The sequence below is a fragment of the Brevundimonas sp. D3-1P genome (genome assembly GCF_055809335.1).
This window is the reverse complement of sequence record NZ_CM147908.1, coordinates 1,818,086-1,829,025: the sequence shown is the minus strand read 5'-3', so window position 1 is coordinate 1,829,025 and position 10,940 is coordinate 1,818,086. Positions and strand designations below refer to the sequence as shown.

General features: G+C 69.8%; 14 protein-coding genes. 9 read left to right on the top strand and 5 right to left on the bottom strand.

Features of this window, described 5'->3' with window-relative positions; genetic code table 11:
* The first annotated feature begins 220 nt into the window (after positions 1 to 220).
* Genes AC0L6G_RS09330 through AC0L6G_RS09320 form a run of 3 tightly spaced genes read left to right on the top strand, consistent with a single transcriptional unit; the run spans position 221 to position 2,449 of the window.
* Positions 221 to 1,429, top strand: coding sequence for an acyltransferase family protein (locus tag AC0L6G_RS09330; protein ID WP_473251992.1), 1,209 nt, complete (start codon positions 221 to 223; stop codon positions 1,427 to 1,429).
* Between the two features lie 60 nt (positions 1,430 to 1,489).
* Complete coding sequence (locus AC0L6G_RS09325; protein ID WP_473251991.1) at positions 1,490 to 2,143, top strand: hypothetical protein; 654 nt, start codon at positions 1,490 to 1,492, stop codon at positions 2,141 to 2,143.
* Between the two features lie 3 nt (positions 2,144 to 2,146).
* Positions 2,147 to 2,449 carry a winged helix-turn-helix domain-containing protein gene (locus AC0L6G_RS09320; RefSeq protein ID WP_291536710.1) on the top strand — a complete coding sequence of 101 codons (303 nt, stop codon included), beginning with the start codon at positions 2,147 to 2,149 and terminating at the stop codon, positions 2,447 to 2,449.
* 15 nt (positions 2,450 to 2,464) lie between these two features.
* Here the strand turns inward: AC0L6G_RS09320 and AC0L6G_RS09315 are convergent, their stop codons facing one another.
* Positions 2,465 to 2,848 (bottom strand): GreA/GreB family elongation factor, encoded by a 384-nt coding sequence (locus AC0L6G_RS09315; protein WP_473251990.1) that lies wholly within the window; start codon positions 2,846 to 2,848, stop codon positions 2,465 to 2,467.
* A 256-nt stretch (positions 2,849 to 3,104) separates the two neighbouring features.
* Between AC0L6G_RS09315 and folP the strand changes: the two genes are divergently transcribed.
* The 5 genes from folP to AC0L6G_RS09290 are packed head-to-tail and all read left to right on the top strand — an operon-like array spanning position 3,105 to position 6,022.
* Positions 3,105 to 3,923 (top strand): dihydropteroate synthase, encoded by an 819-nt coding sequence (gene folP / locus AC0L6G_RS09310; protein WP_473253232.1) that lies wholly within the window; start codon positions 3,105 to 3,107, stop codon positions 3,921 to 3,923.
* Positions 3,914 to 4,267 carry a DMT family protein gene (locus AC0L6G_RS09305; RefSeq protein ID WP_473251989.1) on the top strand — a complete coding sequence of 118 codons (354 nt, stop codon included), beginning with the start codon at positions 3,914 to 3,916 and terminating at the stop codon, positions 4,265 to 4,267. Before folP ends, AC0L6G_RS09305 begins: the two co-directional genes overlap by 10 nt.
* A 41-nt stretch (positions 4,268 to 4,308) precedes the next feature.
* Entirely contained in the window at positions 4,309 to 4,653 is a 345-nt protein-coding gene (locus tag AC0L6G_RS09300; RefSeq protein WP_473253230.1) for a DMT family transporter, read from the top strand.
* Complete coding sequence (thiD, locus tag AC0L6G_RS09295) at positions 4,650 to 5,450, top strand: bifunctional hydroxymethylpyrimidine kinase/phosphomethylpyrimidine kinase (RefSeq protein WP_473251988.1); 801 nt, start codon at positions 4,650 to 4,652, stop codon at positions 5,448 to 5,450. The genes AC0L6G_RS09300 and thiD overlap by 4 nt, the downstream gene beginning before the upstream one ends.
* On the top strand, positions 5,447 to 6,022 hold the full coding sequence (locus tag AC0L6G_RS09290) for a nucleotidyltransferase family protein (RefSeq protein WP_473251987.1): 576 nt from the start codon (positions 5,447 to 5,449) through the stop codon (positions 6,020 to 6,022). Before thiD ends, AC0L6G_RS09290 begins: the two co-directional genes overlap by 4 nt.
* On the opposite strand, the gene AC0L6G_RS09285 is transcribed toward AC0L6G_RS09290, so the two are convergent.
* On the bottom strand, positions 6,019 to 6,408 hold the full coding sequence (locus tag AC0L6G_RS09285; RefSeq protein WP_473251986.1) for a DUF983 domain-containing protein: 390 nt from the start codon (positions 6,406 to 6,408) through the stop codon (positions 6,019 to 6,021). The two genes, AC0L6G_RS09290 and AC0L6G_RS09285, sit on opposite strands and share 4 nt — an antisense overlap.
* Positions 6,409 to 6,572: 164 nt before the next feature.
* On the opposite strand from AC0L6G_RS09285, the gene AC0L6G_RS09280 reads away from it, so the two are divergent.
* Positions 6,573 to 9,386, top strand: coding sequence for a tetratricopeptide repeat protein (locus AC0L6G_RS09280; protein WP_473251985.1), 2,814 nt, complete (start codon positions 6,573 to 6,575; stop codon positions 9,384 to 9,386).
* A 74-nt stretch (positions 9,387 to 9,460) separates the two neighbouring features.
* Here the strand turns inward: AC0L6G_RS09280 and AC0L6G_RS09275 are convergent, their stop codons facing one another.
* The 3 genes from AC0L6G_RS09275 to AC0L6G_RS09265 form a co-directional block, all read right to left on the bottom strand.
* Complete coding sequence (locus tag AC0L6G_RS09275) at positions 9,461 to 9,739, bottom strand: HU family DNA-binding protein (protein ID WP_291536696.1); 279 nt, start codon at positions 9,737 to 9,739, stop codon at positions 9,461 to 9,463.
* A gap of 113 nt (positions 9,740 to 9,852) precedes the next feature.
* Positions 9,853 to 10,665, bottom strand: coding sequence for a flagellar type III secretion system pore protein FliP (gene fliP / locus AC0L6G_RS09270; protein ID WP_473251984.1), 813 nt, complete (start codon positions 10,663 to 10,665; stop codon positions 9,853 to 9,855).
* The gene (locus AC0L6G_RS09265) at positions 10,662 to 10,937 is read right to left on the bottom strand and encodes a FliO/MopB family protein (protein ID WP_291536692.1); all 276 of its coding nucleotides are present in this window, start codon (positions 10,935 to 10,937) and stop codon (positions 10,662 to 10,664) included. The genes fliP and AC0L6G_RS09265 overlap by 4 nt, the downstream gene beginning before the upstream one ends.
* Positions 10,938 to 10,940 lie beyond the last annotated feature (3 nt).

Genomic DNA, 10,940 nt, shown 5'->3' with positions numbered 1-10,940 from the left:
TCTTGCCGCGCGGTTCGCGGCGCCCCCTCCCACGCCGTCATCCTAGGCCTTGCGCCTAGGGTCCAGACGCTCGGTGTCCGTCGGTGCGCAGCGTCCTCGAAGGAGTCTATGGATACTAGGCGCAAGGCCCAGGATGACGAAGGAAAAGAGGTTGGCGAACAAGTTTGCAATTCAAACAAGTCTGTGAGACATCATCGTCATCGAGCTTAGGGAGGGTTTCATGACGACGACCGATATCGAACGAAGCGAACGGCTGCATGGGCTGGATGCGCTGAGGGGGGCGGCCTTGCTGCTGGGCGTGGTGCTGCACGGCGCCCTGTCCTTCTTTCCGACCCAGATCTGGATCGTCGGCGACGATCAGAGATCGGTCTGGGTCGGCGGCCTGTTCTTCGTGATCCATCTGTTTCGCATGACGACCTTCTTCGTGATCGCGGGCCTGTTCGCCCATCTGATGCTGAGCCGGCTGGGCGTGGTCGGCTTCGTCAGGAACCGGCTGAGCCGGATCGCCGCGCCCCTCGCCGTCTTCTGGGGCCCGGTGCTGGCGGCCATCGTCGCCGTGGTGATCTGGAACGCCGGCCTGCAAGGCCTGACCGCCGCCGATGCCCCGCCCCCGAAATACGACTGGACCAGTATTCCGCTGACCCATCTGTGGTTTCTGTGGGTGCTGCTGATCTTCTACGTCGCCCTGCTGACCCTGCGTGCGCCCTTCGCGGCGCTGGACCGGGACGGCGGTTGGGGCCGGACGGTCGACCGGCTGACAGGCGTGCTGGTCGGGCCTGCGGGGCCGTTCCTGCTGGGCGCGCCGCTGGCCCTGGCCCTGTGGCTGCACCCCGACTGGATCGCCTTTTTCGGCGTGCCGACGCCGGATGCGGGCCTGATCCCCAACACCCCTGCCCTGGTCGGGTTCGGCCTGGCGTTCGCCCTGGGGGTGCTGCTGGACCGTCGTCGCGATCTGCTGGGGCGTATCCGGGCCTGGCAGCCGGCCCATCTGGGTCTGGCGATCGGCGCGGGCGCCGGCGCCCTGATGCTGGCGGGCGGGCCGACCCCGGTGCTGAGCCCGATGACCGATCCGGCGGTCAAGGCGATGACGGCGTCGGCGTTCGGGGTTGCGACCTACGCCTCGGTTCTGGCGGTCATGGGGCTGGCGCTGCGGTTCTGCGCGGGTCGCAGCGCGGTGCGCCGCTACGTCGCAGACGCCTCCTACTGGATCTATATCGTCCATCTGCCCCTGGTGATGGCCGCCCAGGTCTGGGTGCAGGATTGGGGCTGGCCCTGGCCCGCCAAGCTGGCGGCCGTGATCGTCGGCGTTCTGGCCGTCTCCTTCGCCAGCTACGAACTGCTGGTCCGTCACAGCTTCATGGGACGGTGGCTGAATGGACGGCGCATCCCCTGGCGTCGGCTCCAGCCCGCCCTCGCCCCGGCCGAATAGCTTGCCAAGCCCCGCCGGCGCGTCCATCCGAGGAGATGCGCCGGCCGCACAGGAATCACGATGACCGACCCGTCCCGCAGCAGCCCCGAAGCCGATCTGGCCTTTCTTCGCTCCATCGTCCAGGGAGGCGACAATCCCAAGGCGACCCTGACCCTGGGCGTGGCCTATCTGGCCGGCGGCCTGCTCTACGGGTTACAGTGCCTGTTCCACCTGGGCCAGGTCTGGGGGCTGATCCGCTGGCCGGATCTGGCCAATCTGGCCTTCGTCGTCGCCATCACCGGGGCCTTTTTCGTCGTGCTGACGTGGGCCGTGCGCGAAGACCGCAAGGCCGGTACGGCGGGCCCCATCGTGACCCGGACCTTGAACGCCGCCTTCAGCGCCGGGGGCATGACCAATCTGGCCATCATCATCGTGTTCGGCGTCGGGGCGCGGCGAGACGAGGATTTCGCCGTCTGGCTGTATTATCCGGCCATGATCTTCGCGCTTCAGTCCGCCATCTGGTACGTGGCCTGGACCTTGAAGAAGAAGCCCTGGATGCTGGCGACCTCGGCGGGCGGTTGGGCGACGGCGGTGATCCTGGGGCTGCTGGTGCGCGATCCGGTGATCTATCTCTATGTCTGCACCGCGGCCCTGTTCCTGCTGTTCGCCGCGCCGGGCGGGATCATGACCCGCGCCGCCCTGAGGAAGCGGGCCGTGGGAACGGACGCCGACTGATCCATGGCCTTGAACGATCTGGGACGGATCGACGAGGTGATCCACGGCCGGATGCGGCTGGGGATCATGGTCTATTTGGCCGACGCCGAGGCCGCAGACTTCACCGAGCTGAAGACGGTGCTGGAGGCGACCCAGGGCAATCTGTCGGTCCACATCAAGAAGCTGGAGGAGGCCGGCTACGTCGCCGTCGCCAAGAGTTTCGTGAACAACAAGCCCCTAACGCGAGTGTCGATCACCCCCGAGGGGCGGCGGGCCTTCGCCGCCTATCTGGAGGCGCTGGGCCGGCTGATCGGAAGGCCGGGGTAAGGGGCGGTCGCCGCCTCAGTCCCCGGCGTCCTCGATCCGCACCAGTGTCAGGCGGCGCTGGGCGCCGGAGGGATCGGTCCAGGCGATGGTGCGGCCCTCGGCCATGCCGATCAGGCCCGCGCCGACGTGCGACAGGATCGACACCTTGCCCGCGTCGATGTCGGCGTCCTCGGGCATGACGATCTGGATGCGGCGGGGTGTGTCGGATCGGTCGTCGACATAGGTCAGCCAGCGATAGAGCGGGGCGCCGCGCGCGGGGCGGTCGTCGTCGTCGATCACGGCGCGGTCCAGCTCCTGCTGCAACAGGCCGGCCACGCCCGCGCCGGGCAGGTCGCCGACCAGCCGCTCCAGCCGGTCGTGATCCTGGGCGGACAGATAGATTCGGGGTTGGGCGGGCATGGGAAAACTCATGAAAGGCGGACGCGCGCGCAAGGGCGGCGACGCGGACGGATAGGGTGTCTAAGGGGAGGGAAGCAGCGCCCGGAACGGGGCGAAGGGCGCGCGGCCGTTCCGGGTCAGTCGCCTGCGACGAGGCGTCCCGCGTGGGAAAGGCGTCGAGCCTGGCTGACGAAACGAGCGATCACGGCTAGAGGCTGGTCTCATGCGCGGAGAAAGTCAAACCTCGGATCGGTCCCTGGGTATGGGGCCCCTGGTGATGGGAATCGTCAATGTGACGCCCGACAGCTTCTCGGACGGGGGGCGCTGGGCCTCGACCGATCAGGCGGTGGAGCGGGCGATGGCCCTGGTCGCGGACGGCGCCGACGTGCTGGACATCGGCGGCGAGAGCACCCGGCCGGGGGCCGAGCCGGTCGACCAGGCCCAGGAGATCGAACGGGTGGTTCCGGTGATCGCCGCCGTGCGCGCCCGCTGGGGCGGGGCGATCAGCGTCGATACGATGAAGCCCGCCGTCGCCCGCGCCGCCGTCGCGGCCGGGGCGACGATGTGGAACGACGTGTCGGCCCTGACCTGCGCCCCGGACGGTGCAGCGATCGCGGCGGAACTGGGCTGCGACGTGGTGCTGATGCATATGAAGGGCGAGCCGCGCACCATGCAGGCGGACCCGACCTATGACGACGTCGTGGCCGAGGTGGGCGATTATCTGTGGGGCCGGGCTGAGGCGGCGATGGCGGCGGGCGTGGCGCGCGAGCGGATATGGCTGGACCCCGGCATCGGCTTCGGCAAGACCCTGACGCACAATCTGGCCCTGACGGCGGGCCTGGGGGCGCTGGCCGCCCTGGGGTTCCCCGTGCTGTACGCCGCCAGCCGCAAGCGCACGATCCAGGCGGTCGATCCCACCGCGACGCAGGCGACGGACCGGCTGGGGGGATCGCTGGCCCTGGCGCTGGAAGGCGCCGCGCGCGGAGCGCGGATGGTGCGGGTCCACGATGTGCGCGAGACGGTGCAGGCGCTGAAGGTCCAGGCGGCGGTGGCGGCGGCCCGGACGGTCGGGGGGGCGGGCGGACCATGCCGGTGAACCCCTATGTCACGCCGATCCTGCTGCTGGTCGCGTCCAACGCATTCATGACCTATGCCTGGTACGGGCATCTGAAAGGCGATCCGCGGCCCCTGTGGATCGCGGTCATGACCAGCTGGGGCGTGGCCTTCTTCGAATACTGGCTGGCGGTGCCGGCCAACCGGATCGGCCATCAGGTCTATTCCGCCGCCGAACTGAAGACGATGCAGGAGATCATCACCCTGGCGGTGTTCGCCGGGTTCTCGGTCTTCTATCTGGGCGAGCGACTGACGGTGAACCATCTGATCGGCTTCGCCTTCATCGGCCTGGGCGCCTTTTTCATCTTCAAGGGGCCGCTGCAGTGAGGGCGCTTGCCCCGGACCGTCGCCTGTTCCATCTGGGGGGCATGTCCTGGGCGATGTCGATCAATCCGTGGGCGACCCTGGCGGTCGCCGGCCTGCTGGAGGTGCTGTGGGCCTCGGGCCTGAAGAACGTCGGCGTCGGCCGGCCGCTGACGTCTTTGGGCGTGCTGGCGGCCCTGGCGGGCAGCATGACCCTGTTGTGGGTCGCCACGCAGCGGCTGCCGATCGGCACGGCCTATGCGGTCTGGACCGGGATCGGGGCGGTCGGCGCGGCCCTGGTCGGGATCGTCGCCTATGGCGAGCCGGCGACGACGGTCAGGGCGGTGTGCATCCTTCTGATCGTGGCGGGCATCGTCGGGCTGAAATTGTTTTCGGGAGCGGCGGCGTGAGCGCGCTTCATCAGGGCCGGGTGCTGATCCTGGCCGGGTCCGACAGCGGCGGGGGCGCAGGCGTACAGGCGGACATCAAGGCGGTGACGATGATGGGCGGATACGCCGCCACCGCCATCACCGCGATCACGGTGCAGAACACCCTGGGGGTTCACGGCGTCCATTCCCTGCCGCTGGACCTGATCGCAGCCCAAGGGCGTGCGGTTCTGGAGGACATCGGCGCGGACGCCTTCAAGACCGGCATGCTGGGTTCGGTCGAGGTGGTCGAGACGGTCGCGGCCCTGCTGGATATGGCGGACGCGCCAGCCGTGGTCGATCCGGTCATGGTGGCCAAGGGCGGGGCGCCCCTGCTGCCCGATGCGGCGGTCGAGGCGGTGAAGGCGCTGATGGTCCCGCGCGCCGCCCTTCTGACCCCCAATGCGCCCGAGGCGGAGGCCTTAACCGGGATCGGCGTGCACGACCTGGACGGCCAGCGCCGCGCGGGCGAGGCTCTGCTGGCGATGGGGGCGCGGGCGGTGCTGATGAAGGGCGGCCATGTGCCGGGACCGACGGTGATCGACCTGTTGATGACGGCGGACGGCGAGACGGTGCTGGAGGCCGAACGGATCGACACGCGCCACACCCACGGCACCGGCTGCACCTTGGCCAGCGCCTGCGCGGCAGGCCTGGCCCTGGGGCGGCCGCTGGAGGTCGCGGTCGCCGAAGCCTGGGCCTATGTCGGCGAGGCGATCCGCCGCGCGCCGGGCCTGGGCGGCGGGCACGGGCCGCTGGACCACGGCTGGCCGGTGCGGGGATGAGCGACCTGGAGCGTGAACTGACCGCCATCGTGCGCGCCGACCCGGGGCTGATGAAGGTGCTGACGACCGTGCGGGCGCTGGGCCTGCCAGACTGGCGGCTGGTGTCCGGCGCGGTCTATCAGGCGGCGTGGAACGCGCGGACGGGGCGGCCGGCGGGCTATGGGATCAAGGACTACGACCTGGCCTATTTCGACGCATCGGACCTGTCCTACGACGCCGAGGACGTCGTCATCAAACGGGTCGCCGCCGCCTTCGAAGCGCCGTTCCGCAGCCAGGTGGAGGTCAGGAACCAGGCGCGGGTGCACCTGTGGTTCCGGGATCGGTTCGGAGAGGACTATGCGCCGCTGGGCTCGACCGACGAGGCCCTGGCACGGTTCGTGGCGCCGGCCTTCGCCGTGGGGGTGCGGCTGGAGCCGGACGATGCGATCAGCGTCGCGGCGCCTTTCGGGCTGGAGGATGTGTTCGCCATGATCCTCCGGCCCAATCCTGACCGGCCGCCGGCCAGGGGCTGGGCGAAGGTGGTCGACAACGCGCGGGCGCGGTGGCCGGAGCTGACGGTGGCGGAGCCCTAGAAGGGGCCATGCTTGCCGTTGGAGGAGAACTCCGGCGGCGCGGCCTTGTGGATATATTGTTCGGCGACCAGCCAGGCCTTGAACGGGCGCAGGCACCCCAGGCACAGGGCGACCAGGATCGGCATGGTGACGACGCCGTGGACCCAGATGGGCGGATGGATGGTGAAGTCGAACACCATCAGCAGGATCATCCCCACCACCCCGACCGCCGTCATGACGAAGAAGGCCGGGCCGTCCGCCGGGTCGGCGAAACCGTAATCGAGGCCGCATTCGGGGCATTCGCCGCGCAGGGTCAGATAGCCCTTGAACAGCGGCCCCTTGCCGCAGCGGGGGCAGCGGCAGGCCACGCCGGTCTTGAGCGTGCTGAGGCGCGGATAGTCGGTCATGGCTTCAGTATGCCGGTCGGCGACGGGGTTGTCGCGTGGACCGGTTGTCCGATTCGGCGGCGTCGCCGGGTGAACGGCGGTTAACCGCGATTAAAGGCCTTCTGCGGCATGGGTCGGAAGATATGTCCGGGGCCGCGCCGACAAAGCGTATTCTGAAGACGACCGTGGCGGCCGCCGCGGCCGGCGCCGTCGTGCTGGCCCCCCTGTCGCCGCTGGCGCAGGAGGCGGGCCGGTCGCGCGATCCGCTGTCGATCAGCATCGGCCGGAACGCCGAGTTCACCCGGGTCGAGTTCGGCGGCGTGATCGGCGTGCGTTCGCGCGTCAGCCGCCAGGGCGACCAGGTCGTGGTGCGGCTGGGGACCACGGCGGCGCCCGACGTGTCGCGCCTGAAGGTCGATCCGCCCGCCGGGGTCAAGGCGGTCGAGACGCGCCAGATTCGCGGCGGCGCGCGCGCTGGCGGCACGGACCTGGTCATCACCCTGCAGGACGGGGCCGACGCGCGCTCGGGCGTGGCGGACGGGGCGGTCTGGCTGAACCTCTATGCGCCGGGCAAGGCGCCCGAGGGCGGGGACGCGGCCAAGCCCGCGACGACCAACGCCGTCGTGCCCGTCAAGGCCGAGGCCGGCCCCGACAAGGCCGTGCTGACCTTCCAGTGGGGCGCGCCGGTCGGGGCGGCCGTGTTCCGGCGCGGCGACGCGATCTGGATCGTGTTCGACACCGCCGCCCGGTTGGACATGAGCGGCGCCAAACAGCTGGGCCCGGCCAAGGACGCGCGCTGGGCGGCGGGGCCGGGCTATACCGCCATGCGGGTTTCCGCGCCGGACGGCGTGGCCGTGGCGGCCCAGGGGCAGGGCGGGACCTGGACCGTGACCCTGGGTGGAACCGCGCCGGCGCCCTCCGGCGTCGAGGTGGGCCGATCCGACGACGGTTCGGCGACCCTGGTGGCGCGGATGGCCGGGGCGACCAAGGCGATCTGGCTGACCGACCCCCTGATGGGCGACCGTTTCGCGGCGGTGACGGCCCTGGCGCCCGGCAAGGGCTACGCCGGGGGGCGGCGCACCGTCGATCTGACCCTGATCCCGACGGCGCAGGGGATGGCGGTGGAGACCAGCGCCGACGATCTGAAGATCGAGGCGGCGGGCGATCTGGTGACGCTGAGCCGGCCCAAGGGGCTGACGCTGTCGGCGCCGTCGGCGGGTCTGGAGAGCGGCGATCATGCGGCCGACGCGCCCAAGCGGGCGGCCTATCCGTCCATGATCGACGAGACCTGGGCCGCGACCGGCCAGGCGGGCTTTTCCGACCGCTACCGGCGGCTTCAGGACGCGGCGGGGCTGGAGACCATCGCGGCGGGCGACGATCCGCGCGCGCCGATCGAGGCGCGGCTGGCGCTGGCGCGGTTCCTGGTCGGGTCGGAACTGAACTACGAAGCCATCGGCGTCCTGAACGCCCTGATCGCAAAGGCCCCCAATCTGCAGGGCGAGCCGGAGGTGCGGGGCCTGCGCGGGATCGCCCGCGTCGGGGTCGGGCGGCTGGAGGAGGCCCAGGTCGATTTCGCTGGCGCGGCCTTGGCGGGCGACCCGGCGACCAGGGTGTGGCAGGGCTATGTCGCCGCCCAACAGGGGGACTGGGAGGGGGCCCGGCGCAACTTCGCCGCCGGGGCCGCGACCATCGACGACTTCCCGCCGGCCTGGCGCGCCCGCTTTGGCGCCGCCCATGCGCTGGCGGCCATAGAGACTGGCGATCTGAACGCCGCCCAGCAACTGCTGGCGTACAGCTTCAGCCAGAAGGCGCCGGCGATCGATCAACTGACCGCGCGCCTGGTCCAGGCGCGTCTGTTCGACCTGCAGGGCGACAAGGGCCGGGCGCTGGCGGTCTACAAGGCCGTGTCGCGCGCGCCGCTGGACGGGATCGCCACGCCCGCCAAACTGGGCGCCATCGGCCTGGAGATGGACCAGGGGACGCTGAGCCCCGATCAGGCGGCGCAGAAGCTGGAACAGCTGAAATGGCGCTGGCGCGGGGACGGGACCGAACTGGCGGTGATCCGCAAACTGTCGGACATCTATCTTAATCAGGGGCGCTATCGCGAAGCGCTGGACGCGCTGCGCGGGGCGGGCAAACGGCTGGCGGGCATTCCCGGCGCGACCGAGATCCAGGCCGATCAATCCAACGCCTTCCGCGCCCTTTTCCTGGACGGGGCGGCCGACGGCCTGCAGCCGGTCCAGGCGCTGGCCCTGTTCTACGACTTCCGCGAACTGACGCCGATCGGGGCGGACGGGGACGAGATGGTGCGCCGCCTGTCGCGCCGCCTGATCGACGTGGACCTGCTGGACCAGGCCGCCGAACTGTTGCAGCACCAGGTGGACGAGCGGCTAGACGGGGTGGCCAAGGCCCAGGTCGCCACCAATCTGGCCACCGTCTATCTGATGGACCGCCAGCCCGAAAAGGCGTTGCAGGCCATTTGGGGGTCGCGCACCACCCTGCTGCCCGCCGCGATGAACAGCGAGCGGCGCGCGCTGGAGGCCCGCGCCCTGATGGACCTGGGCCGGTTCGACCATGCGCTGGAGGTGCTGGACCGCGACCAGTCCAACCCCGCGCGCGAAGTGCGGGCCGACATCTTCTGGAAGCAGCAGAAATGGGCCAACGCGGCGCCGATGTACGAGGCGCGGCTGGGCGACCGTTACAAGATCGCCGGAACGGTGCTGACCCCGGCCGAGGAAAGCTGGCTGATCCGGGCGGGCGTCGGCTATTCGCTGGCGGGCGACCGGGCGGCGCTGCAACGGCTAAGCGGCCGCTACGGGCCGTTCGTGCAGGGCGCGCGGTCGGCGGCGGCGATCCGGGTGGCGCTGGACGACAATCTGTCGGGCGTGGCCGGCGTGGGCGATTTCGCCAATCTGTCCAGCCAGGCGGACACCTTCGTCGGCTGGGTCAACAGCGCCAAACAGGCGTTCAGGAAAGAAGCCGACGCCAAGGCGGCCTGAAATTCAAACGGGCGGAGGCCGCATCGCGATCCCCGCCCGTCGAAGCATTCATGATCCGCAAGGGATCAAAAGGCTTAGCTGTTGACGGCGTCCTTCAGCGGCTTGGAGACGCGGAAGCGCACGGCCTTGGAGGCGGCGATCTTGATGGTCGCGCCGGTGGCCGGGTTGCGGCCTTCGCGCTCGGCGCGCTCGGCGGTGTCGAACACGCCCAGGTTCGAGATGCGGACGTCGCCGCCCGACTTCAGGGTCGAGTGGATGTTTTCGACGATCGCGGTCAGCACCTTGCCGGCGTCGGCCTGCGAGACACCAGCGTCCTTGGCGACGGCGGCGATCAGTTCGGCTTGAGTGGTCATAAGAAGCGTTTCCAGTGTTATTCGCCCGATTCAGGGCGAGGACCGGGCGATCAACACGGATTTCGGCGGGCTTTGCAAGCGCCGATGACGCGGAAAGCCAATCAGGACGGGGATTATCCGGCGCCCGACGCCCGCTGGAAGCTCTCGACCAGGCTGCCGGCGACCAGCCGCCAGCCGTCCACCAGCACGAAGAAGATCAGTTTGAACGGCAGCGAGACGACCACCGGCGGCAGCATCATCATGCCCATCGACATCAGCACGCTGGCCACCACCAAATCGATCACAAGAAACGGAACGAAAAGAAGAAATCCAATTTCGAAGGCCTTCTTCAGCTCGCTGATCATGAAGGCCGGGGTGACGACGCGGAGGGGCAATTCCTGCGCGTTCTGAGGGGGCTGGATATTGGAGAGGCGGGTGAACAGGGCCAGGTCGCCGCGGTCCACCTGGGCCAGCATAAACGTCTTCACCGGCTCGGACGCCTGATCGAAGGCTTGGGGCAGTTCGATCTGCTGATCCATCAGCGGACGGATGCCCGAATCATAGGCGTCCTGCCAGGTCGGGGCCATGACGACGGCGCTGAGGAACAGCGACAGGGACACCAGGACGGCGTTCGGCGGCGACTGTTGCAGCCCCAGCGCCGTGCGCAGCAGCGACAGGACCACCACGATCCGCACGAAGCTGGTGGTCATGATGACGATGGACGGCGCCAGGGACAGCACGGTCATCAGACCGACCAGTTGCACCACCCGCTGGGTCAGGCCGGCCCCCGATCCCAGATCGATGTTGAGCGCCGATCCCCCTTGGGCCGCCTGCTGGGCCAGGGCCGCCACGGGCCAGGCCAGACAGACCAGAGTGGTGAACAGCGACAGCAGGGCCGCGCGCTTCAGCTCGGCGGCGGCGGGTTTGGCGAAGACCGCGCGTCTCACTGAACGCCTCCCGGCTGGCGCGGCTCGATCAGTTCGCGGCCTTCGCCCAGCAGGATCAGCCGTTCCTCGTCGTCGACGCGGACCAGAACCAGGCGGCGGGCGGGGTCCAGGACCAGGGTCTCGACCACCTGGAGCCGGCGCGCGCCGCGCTCGGCGCCGAGCCTGGCCAGCAGCTGGGGCGCATAGCGGCGCGCGGCCCAGGCCGCGATCCCGATCAGGCCGAGGGTGAAGGCCAGGCCGAAGACGGCCCGGACAAGATCGAGGAAGTTCATGAC

Bases quoted from the DNA above. Each gene is read 5' to 3' on its own strand.
- AC0L6G_RS09275 (WP_291536696.1), bottom strand. From the start codon at position 9,739: ATGACCACTCAAGCCGAACTGATCGCCGCCGTCGCCAAGGACGCTGGT.
- AC0L6G_RS09320 (WP_291536710.1), top strand. From the start codon at position 2,147: ATGGCCTTGAACGATCTGGGACGGATCGACGAGGTGATCCACGGCCGG.
- AC0L6G_RS09330 (WP_473251992.1), top strand. From the start codon at position 221: ATGACGACGACCGATATCGAACGAAGCGAACGGCTGCATGGGCTGGAT.
- AC0L6G_RS09285 (WP_473251986.1), bottom strand. From the start codon at position 6,408: ATGACCGACTATCCGCGCCTCAGCACGCTCAAGACCGGCGTGGCCTGC.
- AC0L6G_RS09290 (WP_473251987.1), top strand. From the start codon at position 5,447: ATGAGCGACCTGGAGCGTGAACTGACCGCCATCGTGCGCGCCGACCCG.
- AC0L6G_RS09325 (WP_473251991.1), top strand. From the start codon at position 1,490: ATGACCGACCCGTCCCGCAGCAGCCCCGAAGCCGATCTGGCCTTTCTT.
- folP (WP_473253232.1), top strand. From the start codon at position 3,105: ATGGGAATCGTCAATGTGACGCCCGACAGCTTCTCGGACGGGGGGCGC.
- AC0L6G_RS09315 (WP_473251990.1), bottom strand. From the start codon at position 2,848: ATGCCCGCCCAACCCCGAATCTATCTGTCCGCCCAGGATCACGACCGG.
- AC0L6G_RS09305 (WP_473251989.1), top strand. From the start codon at position 3,914: ATGCCGGTGAACCCCTATGTCACGCCGATCCTGCTGCTGGTCGCGTCC.
- AC0L6G_RS09265 (WP_291536692.1), bottom strand. From the start codon at position 10,937: ATGAACTTCCTCGATCTTGTCCGGGCCGTCTTCGGCCTGGCCTTCACC.
- AC0L6G_RS09300 (WP_473253230.1), top strand. From the start codon at position 4,309: ATGTCCTGGGCGATGTCGATCAATCCGTGGGCGACCCTGGCGGTCGCC.